The organism is Saccharopolyspora sp. 6V (genome assembly GCF_020176785.1).
In the GTDB taxonomy this organism is placed as follows: domain Bacteria; phylum Actinomycetota; class Actinomycetes; order Mycobacteriales; family Pseudonocardiaceae; genus Saccharopolyspora_C; species Saccharopolyspora_C gregorii.
The window spans coordinates 17,278-41,396 of the sequence record NZ_JAIUKB010000129.1 but is presented as its reverse complement, the minus strand read 5'-3'; the positions used below and the strand labels follow the sequence as shown (position 1 = coordinate 41,396).

Sequence of the window (24,119 nt, the reverse complement as noted above, 5' to 3'; positions counted from 1 at the left end):
GTGCAGTCCGCCGGACCGCCCCCACCGACCGGAGGAACCCCACCGACCGAATCGACCCCGTGCCCATCACCGCTCAACCGCACTCCGGCGGACTGCACCGCCCCGTCCGGGGTGCGCAGCACGGAGGCCGCCGCCCACGCCCCGCGGTCCGCGTCGAGCGCGTCCTCCAGCGCGGCGAGCCAGCCCGGTTCGGGTGCGGCGTCGTCGTTGAGCCAGGCCACGAACGGGGTGCCGATCCGCGGCAGCGCCGCCGCGATGCCGCCCGCGTAGCCGAGGTTGCGCCGCAGCCGCAGCACCTCCGGCCGGGACGGGTGCCGGGCGATCAGCTCGGCGGTGCCGTCGTCGGAGGCGTTGTCCACCACCAGCGTCCGATGTGGACGGTTCAGTGCGGCGACCGCGTCCAGGCAGGCGGTCAGGTGCCGCCGCCCGCGCCAGGTCACGACCACGACCGTGCTCCGCACACCGCCTCCGTTCCGCGTCCGGCCCCGAACCCTAGGTGACGGCACCGCGCTTCCCGGCGGTACCGGTGAATTCGCAGCGTAGGGTTCTGCTCGGCGTGCAGGTGGCCGCCGCCCGCGAACCGGAGAGGTGATGAGGTGCCCGAGTTGGTCGTGATCGCCGAGCAGCTGGTCGCCCCGGTGCCGGGCGGAACGGGCCGCTACACCCGCGAACTGCTCGCCGCGCTCGCCGCCACCGCCCCCGCGGGCTGGGAGGTGCGCAGCGCGATCAGCCGCGGCGCCGATCCCGCCCGCGCCGCGGTGGACGGGGTGCGCCCCCCGGCGGTGCTGCCGCTGCCGCGCCGCGCCCTCACCGCGGCCTGGGAGCGCGGCCTGCCGCCGTGGCCGGGCGGCGACTCGGTGCACGCCATGACCCCGCTGGCCCCGGCTCGCAAGCGCGGCCGCGGCCTGGTGGTGACGGTGCACGACACCGTGCCCTGGACCCACCCGGAGACGCTCACCCCGCGCGGCGTCGCCTGGCACCGCCGCGCCATCGCCCGCGCCGCCCGCGACGCCGACGCGATCGTGGTGCCCACCGAGGCCGTCGCCGCCGACCTCGCCACCCGCGTCGCGCTGCGCGTCGACGTGCGGGTGATCGGCGAAGGGGTGCCCGGAGCGCTGCTGGCCGAGCCCGACCCGGACCGGGCGCGCACCGCCGCCGCGAGCCTCCCGTCCCGGTACCTGCTGACCGTCGGCACCTTCGAACCCCGCAAGGGCCACGCGCACCTGATCGAGGCGCTGGCCCGGCCGGAGGCACCTGACCTGCCGCTGCTGCTGGTCGGTGCGCCGGGCTGGGGCGGGGTCGACCCGGTGCGCTTGGCCGAACGGCACGGCCTGCCCGCCGGGCGGGTGCGGGTGCTGCGCGACATCGGCGACGCCGAGCTCGCCGTGCTGCTGCGGCGGGCGACGGCCCTGGTGGCGCCGAGCCTCGCCGAGGGCTTCGGTCTGCCGGTGCTGGAGGCGATGGCGCTGGGCACCCCCGTGGTGCACTCCGACGCTCCCGCCCTGCTGGAGGTCGCCGGGTCGGCCGGGCTCACCGCGCGCCGCGCCGACCCGCGCGCGCTGGCCCGCGCGCTGCGCATCGTCGTCGACGACCCGGACCAGCGCGCCCGGATGTCGGCGGCCGGTCCGCGCCGCGCCGAGCTGTTCGGCTGGCGGCGCGCGGCCGAGCAGGTGTGGCGGGCGCACCTCGAGGCGTGATTTGCGGAACCCCCCACGATCCGCACCGGCACCCCCGTACGCTGCACGCGTGCACAGAGGCGAGCCGCAGCTCCTCGTCGACGCCACCGCCGTCCCCGCGGACCGCGGTGGCGTCGGTCGCTACGTGGATTCCTTGTTGGCCGCGCTCGACCAGGACGGCGCGCAGCTGAGCGTCGCCTGCCAGCCGCGGGACGCCGCGCTGTACGGCAGGCTCGCCCCGAACAGCCGGATCATCCCCGCGGCGGAGGCCGTCGCGACCCGCACCGCCCGCCTCACCTGGGAGCAGACGACGCTGCCCCGGCTGGTGCGCAGGCTCGGCGCGCAGGTGCTGCACTCGCCGCACTACACGACGCCGCTGGCGAACCCGGCGGCGTCGGTGGTCACGCTGCACGACGCCACGTTCTTCACCGACCCGGCGCTGCACTCACCGGTGAAGGCCCGCTTCTTCCGCTCCTGGACGAAGGCCGCGCTGCGCCGCGCCACCCTGTGCGTGGTGCCGAGCGAAGCCACCGCCGACGAGCTCGCCCGCAGCGCCGGGGCCGACCGCTCGGCGATGCACGTGATGTACCACGGCGTCGACCCCGAGCACTTCCACCCGCCGTCGCCCCCGGAGATCGCGGCCGTGCGGGACCGGCTGGGCCTGCACGACCAGCCGTACGTGGCGTTCCTCGGCGCCCTCGAACCGCGCAAGAACGTGCCCGCGCTGATCAAGGGCTTCACGATGGCCGGCCGCGGCCGCTCCGACGACCCGGCGCTGGTGCTGGCCGGTCAGCCCGGCTGGGACACCAGGGTCGAGCGGGCGCTGGAGGCGGTGCCGCACCGCGTGCGGGTGATCCGCGCCGGCTACGTGCCGTTCGCCGAGTTACCCGGTTTCCTCGGTGGCGCGCACGTCGTCGCGTACCCGAGCATCGGCGAGGGCTTCGGGCTGCCCGTGCTGGAGGCGATGGCCTGCGGCGCGGCGGTGCTCACCACCGGACGGCTCAGCCTGCCCGAGGTCGGCGGAGACGCCGTCGCCTACTGCGGGGTGCGGCCCGCCGAGATCGCCACCGGGCTCACCGGGCTGCTCGACGACCCGGCCCGCCGCGCCGCGCTGTCGGCCGCCGCGCAGCGCCGCGCCAAGGAGTTCACCTGGGCCGCGTGCGCGGCGCAGCACCGCGAGGCCTACTCCCGTGCGCACCACCTGCACCGCCGCAGCCGCTGACGGGGCCTCACCGCCCCGCGGCCGCCGAGCACCGTTCGGCAGAATGTCCGGGCGTGACCGCCTCTTCCCGCAGCCATGGCGACGAGCTCGCCATCGTCATCGTGACCTACTCGCCCGGCGAGACCCTCGACCGCAACCTCGACTCGATCCGCGCTGCCACCGAACGCCCGGTGCGGGTGGTCCTGGCCGACAACGGGTCGACGGACGGGGAACCGGAACGCGCCGCCGAGACCCGCTCCGAGGTCGAATTCCTGCCGACCGGGGCGAACCTCGGCTACGGCGGGGGAGCGAACCGCGGGGTGGCGGCGCTCGGCGAGGAGTACGGCTGGGTGGTGATCAGCAACGCCGACGTCGAATGGGCGCCGGGTGCGCTGGACGAACTGCTGGCCGCGGCCGAGCGCTGGCCGCGCGGTGGTGCCTTCGGCCCGCTGATCAACGAGCCCGACGGCACCGTCTACCCGTCCGCGCGGCTGCTGCCCTCGCTGGGACGGGGAGCGGGGCACGCGGTGCTCGGCCGGATCTGGCCGGGCAACCCGTGGACCCGCGCCTACCGGCAGTCCGAGGCGGTCGTCGAAGAGCGCACCGCGGGCTGGCTGTCCGGCTCCTGCCTGCTGCTGCGCCGCGAGGCGTTCGACGGCATCGACGGCTTCGACCCGCGCTACTTCATGTACTTCGAAGACGTGGACCTGGGGGACCGGCTCGCCCGCAAGGGCTGGCTGAACGTGTTCGTGCCCAGCGCGCGGATCACGCACATCGGCGGGCACGCCACCTCCAGCGCACCGGCGAAGATGCTGGTGGAGCACCACCGCAGCGCCTACCGATACCTCGCGGACCGGCACCGGGGCGCGGTGTGGGCGCCGCTGCGGCTGGCGCTGCGGGCCGCGCTGGCGGTGCGGGCACGGCTGGAAGTGCGGGCGCGCGGGAAGTAGCCGGGCGGGGGGGGGGGAGCTCCGCGCCGCCCGTCGAGCCGCGGCTAGTACTGCTGGCGGGCCGCGCGGGAGCCGAGCGGGCCGAACTGGCCCTCGGTGCGCTGCGCTTGGTACGGGTTCGGCGGCAGCTGCTGGCCGAAGTCCTCCTCGGGCCAGCCGTACGGGTCGTTCCGGCCGCTCTGCTGCTGGCCCTGCTGCCCGCCCTGCTGTTGCTGCTGGCCGCTCTGCTGCTGGCCCTGCTGCTGTCCGCCCTGCTGCGGGGGCTGCTGCCCCGACTGCTGCCCGGACTGCGGCCTGCCCTGCTGGTCACCGCCCTGCTGCGGCCGGTTCTGCGGCTGCCCAGACTGCTGCCCCGACTGCTGCTGAGCGCCCTGCCGGGCCTGCCCCTGCTGCCCGGTCTGCTGCGGCCGCTGCTCGGCGCGCTGCTGCTGCGGCCGGGCCGCCTGCTGCTGGGATCCGTGCTGCTGCGGGGGCTGCTGCTGCGACGTGGGCTGCGGGATCGCCGTCGTCGCGTCCGCGTCGACCTGCGCGTGGTCGGCGGCGGCGATCACGGTGCGCGGGATCCGCACGGTCGTCGAGGCGTCCATCGGCGAGGTGGCGCTGTCCGGTGTCACGACGAACGCGCCCCGTGCCCGCGCACGAGCAAGTGTTTCGTCGGCTCGGTCCCGCGGGTCCATAGCGGTGCCTCTCCATGCTTTCGCCGTCGGGTTCTCGGCCGCGTCGCGACCGTCGCGCTACCGCGGTGCGCCGTCGAGGAGCTCGTCGCGCCGCGGTCCCTTCATGTTGTCGCCGTCCCGCGGCAAGGTATGCGTGCCCTGTCCGCGTCCCGGCACGGGGTTCGACTTCGGTCCGCGCCGTGGCGCGGGGTTCGGTCCTGTTCCGCTGCTTCGCACTGTATCCGCCGTTGCCGTTCCGGGGCGGGTATCGGCGGTGGTCGGGCGCCCGGTGTCGTCGCGGCGCGACGATCGTCGTGCCACCACCGGGAGCGCTTCCGCGACGCCGAGGTGGGGCGGAGCCGCGGTCGTTCGGTCGAGTTCGGGGGCGGCCGTCCGGACCCGGGACCTCGCCGCGCCGTCGCGGCGGCCGTCCCGCGCGTGCCACCGGGAGGATGGGGGGTGTGCTGCGGTGCCGGGGCGCCGTGCCCGCGGAACGGACCGGTAGTGACCGATTCCACTGAGCCGGAACCCGGTCTCCATTATGCCGCCGTCGTTGTCACAGTATTCCCCCCAACGGGTTTTCGTCAGGATCTACCGGACGCGCTCGGCACCGGCGCGGGGAAGCCCCCGCCGCCGATGACCGCGGCCGCGTGCCGGTACCGGATGCCGGGACGAGCCCGGCGCGAGGAAGGAGGTCCGGTATGACCGCCGGTCCCGATGGTTCGCCCGGCCCGCTGCACGACGCGGAGGCGGTGGTGCTCGTCGGCGGCAAGGGCATGCGCCTGCGCCCCCTGACGCTGTCCGCGCCGAAGCCGATGCTGCCCACCGCCGGAGTGCCGTTCCTGAGCCACCTGCTCGCGCGGATCCGGGCGGCCGGCATCCGGCACGTCGTGCTCGGCACCTCCTACAAGGCCGAGGTGTTCGCCGAGCACTTCGGCGACGGCTCCGAGTTCGGCCTGGAGCTGGAGTACGTCGTCGAGGACGAGCCGCTGGACACCGCGGGCGCCATCCGCAACGTGGCGCACCTGCTGCGGGAGAAGGACGTGCTGGTGTTCAACGGCGACATCCTCTCCGGCCTCGACCTGCGCTCCCTCGTCGAGACCCACCGCGCCGGCGCGGCCGAGGTGACGCTGCACCTGGTGAAGGTGGCGGACCCGCGCCAGTTCGGCTGCGTGCCCACCGACGGCGACGGCCGGGTCACCGCGTTCCTGGAGAAGACCGAGGATCCGCCGGTCGACCAGATCAACGCCGGTTGCTACGTGTTCCGCCGCCCCGTGATCGAGGACATCCCGGCCGGTCGCCGGGTGTCGGTGGAGCGCGAGACCTTCCCGGGGCTGCTGGCCGCCGGTGCTCGGTTGCAGGGGCACGTGGACTCCTCGTACTGGCTGGACATGGGTACGCCCGCCGCCTACGTCCGCGGGTCGGCGGACCTGGTGCGCGGCGAGCTGCCCTCCGCGGCGCTGCCCGGCACCCCGGGCGAGGCCTTGCTGCTGCCCGGCGCGGACGTCGCCGCGGGCGCCGTGGTCGACGGCGGCAGCACCATCGGCGCGGGCGCGGTCGTCGCGGAACGCGCCCGGATCACCGGCTCGATGGTGTTCGACGGCGCGCGGATCGGGGCCGAGACCGAGGTGGACGGTTGCGTGATCGGCGCCGGGGCCCGCATCGGTGCGGGCGTGGCGCTGCGCGGCGCGGTGATCGGCGACGGCGCGGTGATCGGCGACGAGTGCGAGCTGCTGGACGGCGCCCGGGTGTGGCCCGGTGTGGAGATCCCCGCCGGTGGCGTGCGGTTCTCGGCGGACCGGAGATGACCTGATGCGCACCACCTGGCAGCCGCCCGGCCCGCTGGACCTCCCGCAGGTGCTGGCCCCGCTGCGCCGCGGCAGCGGTGATCCCGCCAGCGCGGTCCAGGAGTCCGGTGCGTGGTGGCTGGCGTCGACCACCGCGCACGGCCCCGGGACGCTGCGGCTCGCCGCCGACCCGGCGGGCGCGGTCGTCGCCGAAGCGTGGGGCGACGGCGCGGAACCGCTGCTGGCCCAGGTGCCGGAGCTGCTCGGCGCGGCCGACGACGACGGCGGGTTCGTGCCCGTGCACGACGCGGTCCGGCGCGGCGCGCGGGCCGCCCGCGGCCTCCGGCTCTGCGCGACCGGGCGGGTGTGGGACGTGCTGGTCGCCGCGGTGCTGGAGCAGAAGGTCACCAACCGGGAGGCGTGGCGGTCCTGGCGCGAGCTGTGCCGCCGGTTCGGCACTCCCGCGCCCGGTCCGGCGCCGCGCGGGCTGTGCGCGCCGCCGAGCCCCCGGCAGCTGCGGGAGATCCGGGACTGGGAATGGCACCGGGCGGGCGTGGACGGTGCCCGGCGGCGCACCCTGATCGCCGCGGCCGGCGTGGCGCACCGCCTGGAGCGGGCCGTGGAGCTGGGCGGGGAGCCGGGCCGCGCGCTGCTCCAGCACGTCCCCGGCATCGGGCCGTGGACGGCGGCGGAGGTCGCGCAGCGCGCCTGGGGCGACCCGGACGCGGTCAGCGTCGGCGACTACCACCTGTCGACGATCGTCGGGATCGGGCTCGAAGGACGGCCGATGGACGACGCGGAGATGCTCGACGCGCTCGCCCCGTACGCGGGCCAGCGGCACCGGGCGGTGCGCTACCTCGGCGCGGCCGGGGTCCGGCGCCCCCGGTTCGGGCCGCGGCTACCGCCCCGCGACTACCGCGTGCTCTGAACCGGGTGCGGGCGGGCCGCGGCCAGCAGCGGGCCCAGGTCGGACTCCGCGGGCAGCGCGTCGATCGGCCACCAGCGCAGGTCCAGCGACTCGTCGCTGCGCACCGGCTCGGCGCCCGCGGGCGCGCGCACCAGGTACCGCACGTCGAAGTGCCGCGTCGGCACGCCCAGCGAGCAGGTGATCGGGTGCACGTCCAGGTGCACCGGTTCCGCGGACACCGCCAGCCCGTCGATCCCGGACTCCTCGGTGGCCTCCCGCAGCGCGGCGCCCGCCAGCGAGGTGTCCTCCGGTTCGCAATGCCCGCCGAGCTGCAGCCACTTCCCGACCCGCGGGTGCAAGGTGAGCAGCACGTGCTCCCCGGCCGCGTCCAGCAGCACCGCCGACGCCGTCACGTGCCCCGGCGCGCAGGCGCGCAGGCACGCGTCCTCGCGCGCGTCGAGCAGCGCCAGGAACGCGTGCCGCAGCGCCTCCTGCCCGCAGTCGGACGGCCGCCATCCGCGCAGCACCTGTTCCGCGTCCGCGTGCAACACCTCGGCCCCCACGACCGAACCTCCTCGCGCTCGCACCCGCTCACTCGGCGGGACCTGCGGTGATGTCAGAGTTCCAGCAGCCCGTCGTCCAGCTCGCGCGGCGGCCGCGGGCCGCCGACCGGCTCGGCCGGGTGCCCGACGGCCACCGCGCCCAGCGGTTCCCACGACTCCGGCAGCTCCAGCGCCGACCGCACCACGTCGGGGCAGAACATCGTCGAGGACACCCAGCAGGAGGCGAGCTCCTCCGCGGCCAGCGACACCAGCAGCCCCTGCACGGCGGCACCGCCCGCGACGGTGAACATCTCCCGCTCCGCGGCGGTGCGCCGCGCGTCCGGGTAGTCGTGCGCGCCGTCCCGGACCAGGAACGGCAGCACCAGTTCCGGTGCCGCGTACAGCAGGTCGCCGCGGCCCACCCGGCGCTGCGCGGAAGCCTCCTCGCGGCCGTCGCCGCGCAGGTCCGCCAGCCACGCCGTGCGCATCGCGTCCAGCAGCTTCGCCCGCAGCGGCCGGTCCCGCAGCCACACGAACCGCACCGGGCGGGTGTGGTGCGGGGCGGGTGCGGTCAGCGCGGCGGCCACGGCGCGGCGCACCGGTTCCTCGGCCACCGGTTCCGCGCTGAACGAGCGCACCGAGCGGCGCAGCAGCACCGCTTCCCGGCGGCCCTGCGCGATGGCCTCGTCGGTGCCGAGCCGGAACAGGTCGTGCTCCACCGGCCGCGCCAGGTCCCGCGCCGAGGAACCGTCGTCCTCGGTGCTCAGCCCGCGCAGCACCGCCACCGGCACGCCGCCGAGCTTGCCCTTCACCAGGTCCGCGGCGGCGGCGACCTCGTCGGCGATGGCGACCTCGGTGACGGCCAGCTCGTTGCCCTGCGCGTCGATGCTGCCCGCGTACCGGTGCAGCACCCGCAGCCCGGCCGCGCCGATCGCCGCGTCGGTCTGCCCGTTGCGCCAGGTCCGCCCCATCGTGTCGGTGATCACCACGCCGACCTGCACGCCCAGCCGGTCGGCCAGGCCGGCGCGCAGCCTGCGCGCCGAGGCGTCCGGGTCCTCCGGCAGCAGCGCGATCCGGTCCAGCGCCACGTTCGAGGCGTCCACCCCGGAGGCGGCCTGCACGATGCCCAGCTTGTTCCGCGTGATCAGCGTGTTCCGGAACCGCGCCAGCACCTCGGTCGCCTCGGAGCGCACCAGCTCGCGGCGCAGCCGCTCCCGCTCCTCCGGGTCGCGCGGGGTGCGCACCACCCGGCCCTCGACCTTCGAGACGACCTTGCTGGTGACCACCACGACGTCCCCGTCGGACAACCACGGCGCGCTCGCCGCGATGGAGGCCGCCACGTCGTCGCCGGGCCCGAACTCGGGCAGCCCGGTCACCGCGAACAGCTGGAGCCCGGCGGTCGCCGCGTGATCCCTCATGACCCCTCCGGAACCGAGAGCCCGGCCGCGTCGAACGCGGCCCGCGCCATCTCCGCCGTCGCGTCCACGTCGGACATCAGCAGCGGCACGTCGCGCACCGCCACGCCGGGCACGTCGGCGGTGTCGCCGGTGTGCACCAGCCACGCGTCGAGCACGCCGTCGGCGGACTCCGCGCGGGAACCGTAGAGCCTGCCGACCGCCTCGGCGGAGGTCTCCACGCCGATCGCGGTCAGGCAGGCGTCGGCCATGCCGCGCAGCGGGCGGCCGCCGATGATCGGGGACACGCCCACCACGGGCGCCGCCGTCGAGCGCAGCGCCTCCCGGAAACCGGGCACCGCGAGCAGCGTCCCCACGCTCACCACCGGGTTCGACGGCGCGACCAGCACCACGTCGGCCCCGGAGATCGCCTCGGCGACCCCCGGTGCGAGCGAAGCCTCCTCGGCGCCGACCGGCACGATGGCGCCCGCGGCGGGTTCGGCGCGATGGCGCACCCACCACTCCTGGAAGTGCACCGCGGTCGGCTCGCCGGTGGCCGGGTCCTCGATCGCCACGTGCGTTTCGACCCGGTCGTCGCTGACCGGCAGCAGCCGCACCCCGGGCCGCCAGCGGTCGCACAGCGCCTCGGTCACCGCGGACAGCGGGTAGCCGGCGCGCAGCATCCGGGACCGCACCAGGTGGGTGGCGATGTCCCGGTCGCCCAGCCCGAACCAGCTCGGTTCGGCGCCGTAGGCGGCCAGCTCCTCCTTCACCGACCACGTCTCGCCGACGCGGCCCCACCCCTTCTCGGTGTCGATGCCGTCGCCGAGGGTGTACATGCAGGTGTCCAGGTCCGGGCAGACCCGCAGCCCGTGCATCCACACGTCGTCGCCGATGTTGACCACGGCGGTCACCTCGTGCGGGGACCCGCCGTCGCCTTCGCCGAGCGCGGGCATGCCCAGCGCCGCCTTGACCCCCAGCAGGAACCGCGCCCCGCCGACTCCACCGACCAGTGCTACGACCTTCACCCCGCGATCCTCGCACGCGGGCGGGGGCGTCCGAGGCCGGACCGGTGTCCGCTGCGTCACCGGCGGGGCCCGCGGATCAGAACTCCCAGAAGCGGAACGACTCCTGGCCCAGCAGTGCCAGCACCGGTTCGCCACCGACGAGGCCGAAGACGAGGTAGGCCAGCGAGAAGAACGCCCGGCCCACGAACGGCACCGCGAACAGCAGCAGGAACAGCACCAGCGGCGCCCACGGCCGCGCCTTCTCGCCGAGCTCCCGCGCCCGGTACGACAGCCACGGCTCGATCGCGCCGTACCCGTCCAGGCCCGGGATCGGCAGGATGTTCAGCACGAACGCGATCACCTGCAGGAACGCCAGGTAGGACAGCCCGGTGGACAGCCCCTGCGGCATCGGCACCAGCTGCACCGCGGCCGTGATCAGCATCCCGAGCACCAGGTTCGTCAGCGGGCCGGCCAGCGAGACCATCGACTCGACGCGCCGGTTCCGCAGCGCGTGGTGGTTGATCCACACCGCCCCGCCGGGCAGCGGGATGCCACCGGCGATCACGAAGAGCAACGGCAGCACGATGCTGAGTACCGGATCGGTGTAACGGCGGGGGTCCAGCGTCAGGTAGCCCTTCGCCGGGACCGAGAGGTCGCCGCCCCGGTACGCGGTGATCGCGTGGCCGAATTCGTGCAGGCACAGCGACGTGGCCCACCCGCCGAGGACGATCAGCACGATGCCGGTGGTCCGGGCGAACGACTGGTCCACGGTGGCCAGGACACCACCGAGCACCGTCGCGCCGAGCAGGGCCAGGAACAGGGGGCTCACTCGCGTGTTCACCCCACCAGTGTCCCCGGTCGGCCCCGGCCGCCGGGTGCCGACGGGTGAAAAGTCGCGATCCGCGCTGCGCGGCGCCGCCTGGCGTATCGGCCCGCCGACAAAAGAGTGCCGGAGTTGCGTCATGCAGCGGGAGCGGTGGGGTCCCTCAACGGGTTGGCTCCGCTTGACCGAGTGGAGCTACACCGGTGTAATCACAGCGGTGTCATTCTCCGCTGAAATGATTGCTCGGCGGCGGGTTCGCCGGGCGGTCCACCGCAGAGCGGTCGGCCGCCGGCGGTGAATCCCGGCGAATCGTCCGGTTCGGTTTTCCACCTCGTGGATTTTCCGCCTGCCGGATTTCGAGCGGAGGCCGGGGAAAGGGAGCCCCGGCAGGTGGCCATGGTCGAACGGGCGGGTCCGGTGAGAGGGCCGGTGCGCTGCCCGGGCGGCGACGCGGGGCGCGGTGCGCCTCACGTCCGGAGTGCATCCCGAACGGTCCTGGGGAGGGCCGCAGGGAACGGGAGCGATCGGGGGAGGACCAATGTGGGAGACAGGTCAAGCCCACCTGATGGAACAGGGCCGCTTGATGGAACAGAGTCATCCGCTGCTTCAGGGGAACCTGGTGCAATGGGGGGATCGGCAGGAATCCGAGACCACGGATGCCGATGTGCTCGCTCAGCTCTTCGAACTGGGTGAGCCGGAACAGGAGTGGCAGGAGCGCGCATTGTGCGCGCAAACCGATCCGGAGGCCTTCTTCCCGGAGAAGGGCGGCTCCACTCGCGAGGCCAAACGCATCTGCGCGGGCTGCGAGGTCCGATCCGAATGCCTGGAGTACGCGCTGGAGCACGACGAGCGCTTCGGCATCTGGGGCGGGCTGTCCGAGCGGGAGCGCCGCCGCCTCAAACGACGCGCGGTGTGAAGCCGGGCCCGCGCCCGCAGGTCCGGAGGGGCCGGCGGCGCGCCGGGCCCGGCTCCGCACCGGAGGCATCCGTCCCGGACCGGCCCGCGCTGATCACCTGAGACACCTGCGCGGACGCCCGTCCCGGTTCGGAGACAGGCTCTGAGGTTTCCGGCTCCCGTCCACTACCGTCGTGCGGTGATCGCACCACGGCAGGGGAGGACACTGTGGCCGGGACCGCGCCGCGCCTGAACACCGCGCCCGCACTGGCGGTGCTGGTGTGCCACGACGGCGACCGCCGGTTGCCGGAGGTGCTGGCCGCGCTGCGCGAGCTCACCGTCCGGCCGCGGCACCTGCTCGCGGTGGACACCGGTTCCACCGACGGCACCGCGGACCTGCTGGCGGGCGCCTCCGACCTGGTGGACGGGGTGCTCGACCTGCCGCCGGAGACCGGGTTCGGCGCCGCGGTCGCGGCGGCCACCGAGCACGCCGTCGCCCGCTGGGGCGATCCGGGCCGCTGGTTGTGGCTGCTGCACGACGACTCCGCGCCCGAGCCGGACTGCCTGCGCCGGTTGCTGGACGTCGCCGAGCTCGATTCGGCCGCGGCCGTGCTGGGGCCGCTCGGCCTGGACTGGGACGATCCGCGGCTCGTGGTGGACGCCGGGTTGTCCACCGACGCCTCCGGGCACCGGCAGACCGGCATCGGGGCCGCCGAGGTCGATCCGGAGCTCGCCTGGGCGGAGGCCGATGCGGGCGGGGATGCCGCCGCGGACCCGGGTCGGGACGGTGCGGGACGGGACGATCCGGAACGGTCCACGCCCGAGCGTGCCGAGAACGAGCGTGCCGGGGCCGAACGGGCCGGGGCCGAGACCGGGACCGAACCGGCCGGGACCGAACGCTCGGCGACCGAGCACCTCGCGACCGAGCGAGCCCGGACCGAGGAACCCCGGACCGAGGAACCCGCGACCGAGCGAGCCACGACCGAACGATCCGGGATCGAACCCGCGGAGGCAGGGGCTGCGGAGGAGGCGGCCGAAGCGACCGGGACCGGAACGACCGGAGCGCAGCGCGGGACGGGCTCGACCGGGACCGAACCCGCCGCCGCGGAAGCCGGGGACGAACCCGCCGCGGCCGCGAGCACCGCACCCCGGGCCGCCGGGTCCACATCGGACGACCGGCGCTCGGCCCCCACCGACGTCCGCGTCGTCTCCGAAGTCCTGGCCGTCTCCACCGCCGGCGCCCTGGTCCGCCGAGGGGTCTTCGAGCGGCTCGGCGGCTTCGACCCGGCCCTGCCGCTGGGCTTCGACGACATCGACTTCGGCTGGCGCACCAACTCCGACGGGCACCTGGTGCTGTGCGTGCCGAGCGCCCGGATGCGCCACGCGGGCGCGCTGCGCACCGGCGACCGGGCACCCGACGCGACCGGGCGGGGGTTGCGGGCCGCCGAGCGCGTCGGCGGGGTGCGCACCTTCCTGGCCAACGCGCCGCTCCGGTCGTTCCTGCTCGGCGTGCCGCGGCTCGCGCTGCTGGTGCTGCTGCGCGCCGCCGGGTTCGGGCTGCTGTGGCGGCGGCGGGACGCGGCCGCCGAACTCGCCGCGTTCACCGCGCTGGTCACCGGCCGGATGGGGCTGCGCTCGGCGCGCGCCGAGCGGCGCGCCACCACCGCGGAACCGTCCGGGGTGCGCGGCCTGCTCACCAGCCGGGTGACGCGGTTGCGCAACGGGTTCCGGGCCGCGTTCGCCGGGCTGGTGCGGGAGCGGGTGCGCCGCGAGGTGGTGCTCGGCCGCACCCCCGCCGCGCTCGGGCCCGCGCGGGTGACACCGGTGGCCGCCGCGCCGCGTTCCGTCGGCCCCGCCGCGCTCCCCGCCGGGGCGCTCGGCACCCGCAGGCGCAGCGTCGGCGGCCTGCGCCGCCCCTCCGGCCCCGTGGTGGTGCCGGTGGCGGCCGCGCCCGCGGAGGAGGAGCAGCGGCGGCCCTCCCCGGTGCCGCGCGACGCGAGCTTCGCACCGGAACCGGATCGCAGGCTGCTGCTGGTGCAGGTGGACCGGCGCCGGGTGCTGCGGGAACTGGTGCTGGCGCCGCCGGTGGTGCTCGCGGTGGTGCTCACCGCGATCGCGCTGGTCACGCACGGCCTGGTCGCCGAGCACGCCCGGTTCGGCGCCGAGCTGCAGGGCGGCCGGCTGTTCGCGGCCGTCGACCTCGGTTCGACCTGGCGGGAGTACCTGGCTTCCTGGCACCCGGTCAACGGTGGCACCGGCTCGCCCGCACCGGCCTCGCTGCTGGTGCTGGCGCTGCTGGGCACGGTGCTGGCGCCGCTCGGCGGGCCGCAGGCGGTGGTGGCGCTGCTGCTGCTGTTCGGCGTGCCGCTGGCCGGGCTCACCGCGTACGCCGCGACCCGCACGCTGCCGATGCGCGGGAGGCACCGGGCGCTGGCCGCGGGCGCCTACGCGCTGCTGCCGCTGGCCACGTCCGCCGCCGGGCAGGGCCGGCTCGACGTGGTGGTCGCGCACGTCCTGGTCCCGCCGCTGCTGGCGGGCATCGCCTCCGTGATCGGGCTGACCAGGCTGGCGATGCTCGCCCAGTCCCGGCACTGGCTGGGCACGGCCTGCGCGACGGCGCTCGGCCTGGCCGTGCTGGGCGCGTTCGCCCCGCTGGTGCTGGCGCTGCTGGTGGTGCTGGCGCTGCTCGGGTTCGTGGCGGTGCCCGGCGAGGCGCGTCGCGCGCGGCGCCGGATGGCCGGGCTGCCCGCGCTGGTGCTGCTGCCGATCGTCTGCCTGCTGCCGTGGCCGGTCGTGCTGGTGCGGCACCCGGAGCTGCTGCTGCACGGGCTCGGCGCGCGGGTCACCGAGCTGCCCGCCGGGTGGTGGCCGCTGCTGCTGAGCGCCGACGGGGATCCGGCGACCTGGGCCGGCGGGCTGCTCGTGCTGGTGGCGCTGCTGGCCGCGGTGCTCGCCCCGCGCCCGGCGATGATCCCGGGCGCGGTGACCGCGGTCGCCGGGTGGGCGGTGGCCTTCGCCGTGGACCGGATCGCGATGACCCCGGTGGCGGGCGGACCGGCCAGCACCGGCGGAACCGGAGCTCCGCTGGTGGTGGCCGCGGCCGGGTTGCTGTGGACGGCGCTGTCCGCGGGACCGCTGCCGGTGCGGGTGCCGAGCAGGGTCCTCGCGGCCGCGTTGACCGGGACGCTGCTGCTCGCCGGGGTGAGCGCGGTGCTCGCCGGGCGCGGGCCGCTGCGGGTGGCACCGACCGGCGGGACCCCGGCGCTGGCCGCCGAGCTCGACGGGCCCGGCGGCATGCTGCTCGTCGAGCGCGGCCCGGCCCCGGCCCGGCTGGTCGAGGGCCGCGCGCCGCACTTCGGCGATGACGACCTGGTACCGGTGCCGGAAGCGGTGCGCTGGTTGCGGGAGGTCGAGGCGGACCTGCTCTCCGGCGACCCGCAGCGGGTGCGGACCGCGCTGGCCACCGCAGCGGCCCGCGGCACCGGTCACGTGGCGGTGCCGGACGCGGCGACCGCCGACCGGCTGCGGGCGGCGGCCGGTGACCTGGTGACCGATCACGGCGAGCTCGGCGACGGCACCCCGGTGCTGCGGGTGCTGCTGCCGTCCGGCCCGGTGCAGCTGCTCGGCCCCGACCTGGCTCGGCAGTCGCGGCTGGCGGGTACGCCGTCCCCGCAGGCCCGGCCGCTGGGCGTGCCCGCGACGCTGCCGGAGGTCGCGGTGCGCGTCTCGGACGGCGGGGTGGGCCGGGTGCTGCTGCTCGCCGCCGAGCACGAACCCGGCTGGCACGCGGTGATCGACGGACGGGAGGCGCCGCTGGCCGAGGGCTGGGGACACCAGGTCGCGGTGCCGGTGCCGGAATCGGCGAGCGAGGTCCGGGTCGGCTACGGCGACTCGTCCCGCACCGCGCTGCTCGTGGTGCAGGCCGCGGCCATCCTGTTCACCGCCATCGGCGCGCTGCCGTCCCGCCGCCGCTCCGACGAGTCCTGAACCGCCGGGCGGGGCCGGTCAGCAGGGCCTCACTGGCCTTCGATGACGTCCGGGTCGAGGCCGAGGTAGGTGGCGACCTGCTCGATGAGCACGTCGTGCAGCAGGTCGGCCATGTCCTGGCCGTCGCGGGCGCGGGCCTCCAGCGGCCTGCGGTAGAGCACGATGCGTGCGCGGGTCGGCAACCCGCGGCGGTCCACCCCGGCGGGGACGAGCCGCGCCAGCGGCACGTTCGCGTCCACCACCACGTCGTCGTCCCAGACGACCTTCTCGGGGGCGGTGACCTGGACCTCGGGCACCTCGTCGACGGCCACGTCGAGCTCGGTCAGCTCGGCGTGCCAGCGCTGCTCGATCGGCTCCAGGGCTTCCAGCACGATCGCGTCGAACCGCTGCGAACGGCTGCGCGCGACCGGGACCGACGACGGGTACAGGGGGCCGCGCAGGCCGCGCCCTCGACGATCCCGCCGGGCTAGCGTCCGGCGCCGATATCCACGTGCGGTCACCACGGGCTGAGGGTACGCCCTCAGGACCGCCGCGGGGATGCCCGTTCGGGTCGCCTCTCGGCACCGGAGGTGAGCACGCGACGTCACCGGACTGCCCGACACCCGTTCAGCGCAGCGCGAACAAGGTCCGCCACCTGCGCGAACCCGCCGGTGAGCGGCGTGCGCGCCGGAAGATCGGGATCGGGGCGCGAGGACGTTTCCGCGTGCCTCCGGCGCGGGCTGGACGGGGGGCGCTATCGTGCCAGTCGTGCGGAGCGTGAGGCGGTGCTCGCGGACCGGGTGTACCAACCCGGCCGTTGCGACGCTTACGTATGCCTATGCGGACTCGACCGCGGTGGTCGGACCGCTCGCCACGTATGCGGAGCCCCACAGCTACGACCTGTGCGAGGAGCACGCGTTGCGGCTGACGGTGCCGAAGGGCTGGGAGGTCGTCCGGTACGAGGGCGAGTTCTCGCTGCCGGAAGGTTCCGCGGACGACCTGACCGCGCTGGCCGAGGCGGTCCGCGAAGCGGGGCGCTCGGACCGGCCGGTGGATCCGCCGGACTTCTCCGTGGGCGGCGGCAGGCGAGGTCACCTGCGGGCGCTGCCCGACCCCCGCGACGATTAGGGGATCCCGAACGTGACGTGCCGCTCGTGGCCGTCGGGAGCTCTCCGCAAGATCACCGATCGCCGGTAGGCTCGGACCGCAGCGAGGTTGGCCGGACTACGTAGGGATGTGCAGCGTGCGGGACCTGTCGGAGATCGTCAAGGCGTACGACATCCGCGGGGTGGTGGATGAGCAGCTCGACGCCGACGTCGTTCGGGAGATCGGTGCCGCGTTCACCAGGCTCGTCGGCGGTCCGGCCGTCGTCGTCGGGCACGACATGCGGGACTCCTCGCCGGGGTTGGCCGCCGCGTTCGCCGAGGGCGTCACCGGGCAGGGCGTCGACGTGATCTCCATCGGCTTGGCCAGCACCGACATGCTCTACTTCGCCTCCGGCACGCTGGAGCTGCCGGGCGCCATGTTCACCGCCAGCCACAACCCGGCCCGCTACAACGGCATCAAGCTGTGCCGGGCGGGCGCCGCACCGGTCGGCCAGGACAGCGGGCTGTCGGAGATCCAGGAGCTCGTCTCGCACGGCGTTCCCGAGTTCCTGGGCGCGAAGGGCAGCGCCTCCGAGCGGGACATGCTCGCCGAGTACGCGGAGTTCCTGCGCGGCCTGGTGGACCTGAGCGGGATCCGGCCGCTGAAGGTCGTCGTCGACGCCGGGAACGGCATGGCCGGGCACACGGTGCCGAAGGTGTTCGACGGCCTGCCCGTCGAGGTGGTGCCGATGTACTTCGAGCTGGACGGCGACTTCCCGAACCACGAGGCGAACCCGCTGGACCCGGCGAACCTGGTGGACCTGCAGGCGAAGGTGCGCGAGGTCGGCGCCGACGCCGGGCTGGCCTTCGACGGCGACGCGGACCGCTGCTTCGTGGTGGACGAGAACGCCGACCCGGTGGCGCCGAGCGCGATCACCGCGCTGGTCGCGGTGCGCGAGCTGGCGAAGGAACCGGGCGCGACCGTCATCCACAACCTGATCACCTCGCACGCGGTGCCGGAGATCGTCGCCGAGCGGGGCGGCAAGCCGGTGCGCACCCGCGTGGGGCACTCGTTCATCAAGCAGACCATGGCCGAGACCGGCGCCATCTTCGGCGGCGAGCACTCGGCGCACTACTACTTCCGGGACTTCTGGAAGGCCGACTCCGGCATGCTGGCCGCGCTGCACGTGCTGGCCGCGCTGGGCGGTCAGGACGGCGCGCTGTCCGGGCTGATGGCCGAGTACTCCCGCTACGCCGCCTCCGGCGAGATCAACTCGACGGTGGACGACCAGGCCGGGCGGATGCGCGCCGTGGCCGAAACCTACCGGGAACGTTCCGGTGCTCGAATCGACGAGCTCGACGGGCTTACCGTGGAGCTGGCGGACGGCTCCTGGTTCAACATCCGGCCTTCGAACACCGAGCCGCTGCTGCGGTTGAACGTGGAGGCGCCGGACGCCGCCGCGGTCGCCGCGCTGCGCGACGAGGTGCTCGCCGTGGTGCGGGGCTGACCGAGTGATACCGCCCGCTGGGCGTGGACCGGGTGTGGACTCAGGAGGGAACGTGGCCGTGGCCCTGGAACCGACATTGCTGGAGATCCTCGCCTGCCCGGCACCGGACCACGGCGCGCTGCGCGCCGAGGGCGGCACCGCGCAGGACGAGTACTTGACGTGCACTTCGTGCGGCCGCGGCTACCCGGTGCGGGACGGCATCCCGGTGCTGCTGGTCGACGAGGCCGTCGGCGGCCCCGAGGATCCTGGCTCGACCGGGGAGAGGTGACCTCCGGTGCTCGACGACAGCCTCTTCGACGATCCCGACCGGCTCACCGAGGCCGACTCGCGCGGGCTGTTGCGATCCGCGGCGCTCGCGGGTGCGCAGGTGCGGGCGGCCGCGGAGACCGTGCAGGAGATCGGTTTCGACGACCTCGCCGACGGCAGGCCGCGCTCGCTGGTGCTGATCTCCCGGCCCGGCCTCGGCCCGTCCGCGTGCGGGGTGCTGGCCGCGCTGGCCGGCCCGTCCTGCCCGGTACCGGTGATCGTGGCCGAGTCGGTCCCGGTGTGGGTGGGACCGCTGGACGTGGTGTTCGCGCACACCCCGGACCCGGGTGATCCGACGCTGGCCGAAGGGGTGGCGACCGCGACCCGGCGGGGCGCCTCGGTGGTGCTGGCCGCCCCGGCCGACGGACCGGTGGCCGCGTCCGGCGCGGGCCGGGCGAAGGTGGTGCCGCCGCGGATCCCGGTGCCGGACGAGCTGACGTTCGCGCACGTGTTCACGGTGGGCCTCAGCGTGCTCGTCGCGCTCGGCCTGCTGCGCTGCGACACCGATCAGCTGGCCGACGAGCTGGACCGGGAGGCGGAACGCGCCCACCCCGGGCAGGAACCGCTGATGAACCCGGCGAAGTCGCTGGCGCTGCGGCTCGCCGACCACGAGGCGCTGCTGTGGGGCGTGGACCTGACCGCCACCGCCGTCGCCGGGCACGGCTCCTACGCGTTGGGCGTGCACGCGGGCCTCGCCTGCGACGTGGCGAGCCACGCGCAGGCCACCACCCGGCACGCGCTGTACCGCTCGGTGCGCGACACCGGCTCGGACCTGTTCGCCGACCCGGACGAGGACGGCGGCGCGACTCCCCGGGTCTTCCTGATCAGCACCCGGCACGACGAGCGCTCGGAGGCGGACGAACGCGCCGCGACCCGATCGCTGCCGGGCGCGGACCTGGTCGCCCCCGGCGAGTCGGCGCGGGCCGACGCGGTGCTGCGGGCCGCGGTGCTCGCGTTGCGGTTCGATCTCGCCGCGGTCTACCTGGGCCTCGCGGCGGGCACGCTCGGAGGTCCGGGCAGGCAGGCACTGGCCGTGCACTGACCGGACGGGGCGAACCCTGGGTGATTGCCGGGGACGTCCCTGGTGCACTGGTGGCGGAGAGGCGATGTCCTGGTTCCAGGGTCGGCGCCCTACGGTGCTGGTCCGAGGATGCGTGCGCGCCTGACCAGCGGTGAAGAGAGCGAGAAGGACTGTGGAGTTACTGCGGAACGCGGTGCGCCCCTACGCGTGGGGCTCGCGTACCGCCATCGCCGATCTGCTCGGCCGGCCCGTTCCCACTCCGCACCCCGAGGCAGAACTGTGGATGGGCGCGCACCCGGGCGACCCGTCGAAGCTGGTGCGCCCGGACGGCAGCGAGGAATCGCTGCTGGACCTGCTCGACGCGGACCCGGCGCACCACCTCGGCGAGGTGTGCACCGACCGGTGGGGCAGCAGGCTGCCGTTCCTGCTCAAGGTGCTCGCCGCGAACGAGCCGCTGAGCCTGCAGGCGCACCCGTCCGCGGAACAGGCCGCGGAAGGCTTCGAACGGGAGGAGCGCGCGGGCATCCCGCGCAACGCGCCGAACCGGAACTACCCGGATCCCACGGCGAAGCCGGAGCTGGTCTGCGCGCTCACCGAGTTCCACGCGCTCGCCGGTTTCCGGGAGGCGCACCGCACGGTGCGGTTGCTGGGCGAGCTGGACGTGCCGACGCTGCGCCCGCACACCGCGCTGCTGGCGGCGCAGCCGGACGCCGACGGGCTGCGCGCGCTGTTCACCACGTGGATCACGCTGCCCGAGCACTACCTGCGGGGGCTGCTGCCGGAACTGCTCGACGCCTGCGTGCGGCACGTGCGCGAGCACGGCGAGTTCGCGCTGGAGTGCCGCACGGTGCTGGAGCTGGGGGAGGCGTACCCGAACGACGCGGGCGTGCTGGCGAGCCTGCTGCTGAACCGGCTGGTGCTGCAGCCGGGCGAGGCGATCTACCTGCCCGCCGGCAACCTGCACGCCTACCTGCAGGGCACCGGAGTGGAGATCCTGGCGAACTCGGACAACATCCTGCGCTGCGGGCTCACCCCGAAGCACGTGGACGTGCCGGAGCTGCTGCGGGTGCTGGACTTCACCTGCGGGGACATGCGGGTGCACAAGGGCGAGTCGCTGGACGGGAACCTCACCGTCTACCAGACGCCCGCCGAGGAGTTCCGGCTGTCCAGGGTGGACTGGTCCCCGGCGAACTCGACCGCGGTGCGGCTGGACTCGGACGGTCCGCAGATCCTGCTGTGCACGAAGGGCGCGTTGCGGCTGACCGCGCAGCGCCCCGGCGCGGAACCGGCCGAGCTGGAGCTGGGGAAGGGCCAGTCGGTGTGGCTGGCGGCCTCGGACCCGGCGGTGCTGGCGAGCCCGGTGTGCCCGGACGGGACGGCGCAGGTGTTCCGCGCGGCCGCGGGCACCTAGCGGGCGCGAATCCGCTCATACCTGCTCTGTCCGGGTGATCGTGGCGGTAGATTCCCCGCGGAACGCAAGGAACCGAACTCGGGAGCGATACGTGTCAGCAGGTGGCGGAACCAAAGCGATCCTGGCGGCGCTGGCCGCGAACGCGGGCATCGCCGTGGCCAAGTTCGGCGGATTCCTGTTCACCGGGTCCTCCTCGATGCTGGCGGAGTCGGTGCACTCGGTGGCCGACACCTCGAACCAGGGCCTGCTGCTGCTCGGGCAGAAGACCTCGGTGCGCAGGCCCACCGCGGAGCACCCGTTCGGCTACGGGCGGGACCGCTACTTCTACTCGTTCGTCGTGGCGCTGCTGCTGTTCAGCCTCGGTTCGGTGTTCGCGCTGTACGAGGGCGTGCACAAGATCCAGCACCCGGAGCCGTTGACCTCGCCGCTCGTGGCGGTGGTGATCCTGCTGGTGGCGATCGCGCTGGAGTCCTACAGCTTCACCACCGCGATCAAGGAGTCCCGCGCCATCAAGGGCGAGCTGAGCTGGTGGCAGTTCATCCGGCAGGCCAAGACCCCGGAGCTGCCGGTGGTGCTGCTGGAGGACGCGGGCGCGCTGCTCGGCCTGGCGTTCGCGCTCGGCGGCGTGGGGCTGGCGGTGCTGACCGGGAACCCGGTGTTCGACGGCGTCGGCACGGTCTGCATCGGCCTGCTGCTCGGCGTGATCGCGGTGATCCTGATCGTCGAGACGAAGAGCCTGCTGATCGGGGAGGGCGCGAGCCGGTCGGTGCTGGACGAGGTCGTCGGCGAGCTGCGCGGTGGCCGGGTGCGGCGCGTCATCCACATCCGCACCCAGTACCTCGGCCCGGACGAGCTGCTCGTCGCCGCGAAGATCGCCCTGGTGCCGTCGCTGGACGTGGCGGAGGTCGCAGCGGAGATCGACGCCGCCGAGGCGCGGGTGCGGGCGAAGGTTCCCGCGGTGCGGCTGATCTACCTCGAACCGGATCTGGACCGCGGAGCGGTCTCGGAACCGGCGGTGGATCCGGGTTCCGCGACGGACTCGGAACCGTCGATCGAGCCGCCTCGGGACTGATTCGCCGCAGATCTTTCTCCGTTCGCGGGGGCTTTCCCGATGATCTGCGGATAACCGGGAAATCGTGCCACCGGGCGCCGGTCTACCTGCAATGACACCGCTGCTGTGTGCGGACTGTGATCGCTTGGAGGCATTTGGCGGATCAACTTGTCCTCCGGGTGGACGGGGCGGTCACAGAGCATTAACGAATCGCGACCCCCACACTGTTTCCTAGCTAATCCGGTGCAACACTCCCCCGCTAGGGTGCGTTCCACCATTCGGGTTGGAAGAGGAGGGCGACAGTGCCAGGGACCGGGCTGTGGCGAACGAAGACGGTCGAGCAATCGATCAAAGACACCGATGAGCCGGACACGAAGCTCCGAAAGAACCTCGGTGCCTGGGACCTGATGGTCTTCGGCGTCTCGGTCGTCATCGGTGCGGGGATCTTCACGCTCGCCGCCTCCACAGCGGGGGACGTGACCGGCCCATCGGTATCGCTGTCCTTCGTCTTCGCGGCGATCGCCTGCGGGCTCGCCGCGGTCTGCTACGCGGAGTTCGCCTCGACCGTGCCGGTCGCGGGCAGCGCGTACACGTATTCGTACGCGACGTTCGGCGAGTTCATCGCCTGGATCATCGGCTGGGACCTGATCCTGGAGTTCGCGGTCGCCGCCGCGGCCGTCAGCAAGGGCTGGTCCAGCTACCTGCAGCAGGTGCTGCAGCTCATCGGGATCAACGGGGTCCCGACGAAGTTCGAGCTCGGGCCGCTGCAGTTCGACTGGGGCGCTTTGCTGCTGATCGCCGGGCTCACCGCGGTGCTCGCGCTGGGCACCAAGCTGTCGGCGCGGGTCAGCCTCGTGATCAGCGCCCTCAAGGTGTTCGTGGTGCTGCTGGTCGTCGTGGTCGGGCTGTCCTACATCAACCCGTCCAACTACACGCCGTTCATCCCGCCGGCCGAGTCCGGCGCGGAGGACGCCTCCAAGCTGGACCAGTCGCTGCTGTCGCTGCTGCTGGGCGGTGAGACGAGCAGCTTCGGCGTCTTCGGCCTGCTCGCCGGTGCCTCGCTGGTGTTCTTCGCGTTCATCGGCTTCGACGTCGTCGCCACCACCGCGGAGGAGACCCGCAACCCGCAGCGCGACGCGCCGCGCGGCATCTTCGGCTCGCTGGCCATCGTCACCGTGCTGTACGTGGCCGTCGCCGTCGTGGTGACCGGCATGGTCAACTTCAAGGACCTGGCCACCGTGAACGGTGAGAAGGCCACGCTGGCGACCGCCTTCCAGCTCAACGGCGTCACCTGGGCCGCCGGGGTCATCACGGTCGGCGCGCTCGCCGGCCTCACCACCGTCGTCATGGTCATGTTCCTCGGCCAGGTGCGGATCCTGTTCGCCATGTCCCGCGACGGGCTGCTGCCGCGCGGGCTGGCCAAGACCCACGAGGAGCACGGCACCCCGGTGCGGGCGACGCTGCTCGTCGGCGGCATCGTGGCGCTGGCCGCGGCGTTCTTCCCGGCGGACAAGCTGGAGGAGATGGTCAACGTCGGCACGCTGTTCGCGTTCATCCTGGTGTCCGCCGGCGTGATCATCCTGCGCCGCTCGCGGCCGGACCTGCCGCGCGGTTTCCGGGCGCCGCTGGTGCCGCTGGTCCCGATCCTGGCGATCATCGCCTGCCTGTGGCTGATGCTGAACCTGACCGCGCTGACCTGGGTGCGGTTCATCGTCTGGATGATCGCGGGCGTGGTGGTGTACTTCCTGTACAGCCGCAAGCACTCGCGGCTCGGCCAGCAGCAGCGGGAGGTCGCCGCGGGCGGCTCCGTCTGATCCGCCGTTCGCGCGCAGCGGGGCCGTTCCCCTCCGGGGGAGGGGCCCCGCTTCGTTGCGCACCCCGGCCGCGCGGAGTGCACGCTTGGCATCTACTTGCCGATGTGCGTACACTTTCCA

At 74.4% G+C, this 24,119-nt stretch carries 21 protein-coding genes; 14 read left to right on the top strand and 7 right to left on the bottom strand.

All coding sequences use genetic code 11. From position 1 onward, the window contains the following. The coding region (locus LCD35_RS23180; protein ID WP_225044843.1) for a glycosyltransferase family 2 protein at nucleotides 1-461 on the bottom strand (461 nt) is incomplete at its 3' end. A gap of 135 nt (nucleotides 462-596) precedes the next feature. On the opposite strand from LCD35_RS23180, the gene LCD35_RS23175 reads away from it, so the two are divergent. From LCD35_RS23175 to LCD35_RS23165, 3 genes are read left to right on the top strand one after another with little or no spacing between them, the layout of a single operon-like run. Next, on the top strand, nucleotides 597-1,697 hold the full coding sequence (locus tag LCD35_RS23175; protein ID WP_225044842.1) for a glycosyltransferase family 1 protein: 1,101 nt from the start codon (nucleotides 597-599) through the stop codon (nucleotides 1,695-1,697). Nucleotides 1,698-1,746: 49 nt separating this feature from the next. Beyond that, nucleotides 1,747-2,898: a glycosyltransferase family 1 protein gene (locus tag LCD35_RS23170; RefSeq protein WP_224959291.1), complete on the top strand. Its 1,152-nt coding sequence runs from the start codon at nucleotides 1,747-1,749 to the stop codon at nucleotides 2,896-2,898. A 53-nt stretch (nucleotides 2,899-2,951) separates the two neighbouring features. Continuing rightward, nucleotides 2,952-3,827 (top strand): glycosyltransferase family 2 protein, encoded by an 876-nt coding sequence (locus LCD35_RS23165; RefSeq protein ID WP_224959290.1) that lies wholly within the window; start codon nucleotides 2,952-2,954, stop codon nucleotides 3,825-3,827. Between the two features lie 44 nt (nucleotides 3,828-3,871). On the opposite strand, the gene LCD35_RS23160 is transcribed toward LCD35_RS23165, so the two are convergent. Further along, nucleotides 3,872-4,441 (bottom strand): hypothetical protein, encoded by a 570-nt coding sequence (locus LCD35_RS23160; RefSeq protein ID WP_224959289.1) that lies wholly within the window; start codon nucleotides 4,439-4,441, stop codon nucleotides 3,872-3,874. A gap of 743 nt (nucleotides 4,442-5,184) precedes the next feature. Here LCD35_RS23160 and LCD35_RS23155 point away from each other — a divergent pair. Next, complete coding sequence (locus LCD35_RS23155; RefSeq protein WP_225044841.1) at nucleotides 5,185-6,291, top strand: sugar phosphate nucleotidyltransferase; 1,107 nt, start codon at nucleotides 5,185-5,187, stop codon at nucleotides 6,289-6,291. Between the two features lie 4 nt (nucleotides 6,292-6,295). After that, nucleotides 6,296-7,198 carry a DNA-3-methyladenine glycosylase gene (locus LCD35_RS23150; protein WP_225044840.1) on the top strand — a complete coding sequence of 301 codons (903 nt, stop codon included), beginning with the start codon at nucleotides 6,296-6,298 and terminating at the stop codon, nucleotides 7,196-7,198. On the opposite strand, the gene LCD35_RS23145 is transcribed toward LCD35_RS23150, so the two are convergent. From LCD35_RS23145 to LCD35_RS23130, 4 genes are all read right to left on the bottom strand, one after another. Continuing rightward, nucleotides 7,183-7,740 (bottom strand): NUDIX hydrolase, encoded by a 558-nt coding sequence (locus tag LCD35_RS23145; protein WP_225044839.1) that lies wholly within the window; start codon nucleotides 7,738-7,740, stop codon nucleotides 7,183-7,185. The two genes, LCD35_RS23150 and LCD35_RS23145, sit on opposite strands and share 16 nt — an antisense overlap. Nucleotides 7,741-7,793: 53 nt before the next feature. Beyond that, on the bottom strand, nucleotides 7,794-9,137 hold the full coding sequence (locus LCD35_RS23140) for a coenzyme F420-0:L-glutamate ligase (protein ID WP_224967525.1): 1,344 nt from the start codon (nucleotides 9,135-9,137) through the stop codon (nucleotides 7,794-7,796). Continuing rightward, a complete protein-coding gene (gene cofD / locus LCD35_RS23135) occupies nucleotides 9,134-10,141 on the bottom strand; it encodes a 2-phospho-L-lactate transferase (protein WP_224967523.1) in 1,008 nt (335 codons plus the stop codon). Before cofD ends, LCD35_RS23140 begins: the two co-directional genes overlap by 4 nt. A gap of 76 nt (nucleotides 10,142-10,217) precedes the next feature. Continuing rightward, nucleotides 10,218-10,961, bottom strand: coding sequence for a site-2 protease family protein (locus LCD35_RS23130; RefSeq protein WP_224959281.1), 744 nt, complete (start codon nucleotides 10,959-10,961; stop codon nucleotides 10,218-10,220). A gap of 565 nt (nucleotides 10,962-11,526) precedes the next feature. Between LCD35_RS23130 and LCD35_RS23125 the strand changes: the two genes are divergently transcribed. Together LCD35_RS23125 and LCD35_RS23120 are read left to right on the top strand one after the other, a co-directional pair. After that, nucleotides 11,527-11,859, top strand: coding sequence for a WhiB family transcriptional regulator (locus LCD35_RS23125; RefSeq protein WP_224959299.1), 333 nt, complete (start codon nucleotides 11,527-11,529; stop codon nucleotides 11,857-11,859). A gap of 206 nt (nucleotides 11,860-12,065) precedes the next feature. Continuing rightward, nucleotides 12,066-15,824: a glycosyltransferase family 2 protein gene (locus tag LCD35_RS23120; protein WP_225044838.1), complete on the top strand. Its 3,759-nt coding sequence runs from the start codon at nucleotides 12,066-12,068 to the stop codon at nucleotides 15,822-15,824. 29 nt (nucleotides 15,825-15,853) lie between these two features. On the opposite strand, the gene LCD35_RS23115 is transcribed toward LCD35_RS23120, so the two are convergent. After that, on the bottom strand, nucleotides 15,854-16,327 hold the full coding sequence (locus tag LCD35_RS23115) for a metallopeptidase family protein (RefSeq protein WP_184482313.1): 474 nt from the start codon (nucleotides 16,325-16,327) through the stop codon (nucleotides 15,854-15,856). A 244-nt stretch (nucleotides 16,328-16,571) separates the two neighbouring features. Between LCD35_RS23115 and LCD35_RS23110 the strand changes: the two genes are divergently transcribed. The 7 genes from LCD35_RS23110 to LCD35_RS23080 all read left to right on the top strand — a co-directional run bounded on the left by LCD35_RS23110 (nucleotide 16,572) and on the right by LCD35_RS23080 (nucleotide 23,999). Then, complete coding sequence (locus LCD35_RS23110; protein WP_224959277.1) at nucleotides 16,572-16,931, top strand: DUF3499 domain-containing protein; 360 nt, start codon at nucleotides 16,572-16,574, stop codon at nucleotides 16,929-16,931. Between the two features lie 115 nt (nucleotides 16,932-17,046). Beyond that, the gene (locus LCD35_RS23105; protein ID WP_224959275.1) at nucleotides 17,047-18,396 is read left to right on the top strand and encodes a phosphomannomutase/phosphoglucomutase; all 1,350 of its coding nucleotides are present in this window, start codon (nucleotides 17,047-17,049) and stop codon (nucleotides 18,394-18,396) included. A 52-nt stretch (nucleotides 18,397-18,448) separates the two neighbouring features. Beyond that, on the top strand, nucleotides 18,449-18,664 hold the full coding sequence (locus tag LCD35_RS23100) for a Trm112 family protein (protein ID WP_224959273.1): 216 nt from the start codon (nucleotides 18,449-18,451) through the stop codon (nucleotides 18,662-18,664). 6 nt (nucleotides 18,665-18,670) lie between these two features. Continuing rightward, nucleotides 18,671-19,744, top strand: coding sequence for a hypothetical protein (locus LCD35_RS23095; RefSeq protein WP_224977586.1), 1,074 nt, complete (start codon nucleotides 18,671-18,673; stop codon nucleotides 19,742-19,744). 151 nt (nucleotides 19,745-19,895) lie between these two features. Then, complete coding sequence (manA, locus tag LCD35_RS23090) at nucleotides 19,896-21,134, top strand: mannose-6-phosphate isomerase, class I (protein WP_224959270.1); 1,239 nt, start codon at nucleotides 19,896-19,898, stop codon at nucleotides 21,132-21,134. A 91-nt stretch (nucleotides 21,135-21,225) separates the two neighbouring features. Further along, a complete protein-coding gene (locus LCD35_RS23085; RefSeq protein ID WP_224959269.1) occupies nucleotides 21,226-22,206 on the top strand; it encodes a cation diffusion facilitator family transporter in 981 nt (326 codons plus the stop codon). Between the two features lie 281 nt (nucleotides 22,207-22,487). Beyond that, a complete protein-coding gene (locus tag LCD35_RS23080; protein ID WP_224959268.1) occupies nucleotides 22,488-23,999 on the top strand; it encodes an amino acid permease in 1,512 nt (503 codons plus the stop codon). The last annotated feature ends 120 nt before the right edge of the window (nucleotides 24,000-24,119 follow it).

Bases quoted from the DNA above. Each gene is read 5' to 3' on its own strand.
- LCD35_RS23155 (WP_225044841.1), top strand. From the start codon at position 5,185: ATGACCGCCGGTCCCGATGGTTCGCCCGGCCCGCTGCACGACGCGGAG.
- LCD35_RS23150 (WP_225044840.1), top strand. From the start codon at position 6,296: ATGCGCACCACCTGGCAGCCGCCCGGCCCGCTGGACCTCCCGCAGGTG.
- LCD35_RS23140 (WP_224967525.1), bottom strand. From the start codon at position 9,137: ATGAGGGATCACGCGGCGACCGCCGGGCTCCAGCTGTTCGCGGTGACC.
- LCD35_RS23125 (WP_224959299.1), top strand. From the start codon at position 11,527: ATGGAACAGAGTCATCCGCTGCTTCAGGGGAACCTGGTGCAATGGGGG.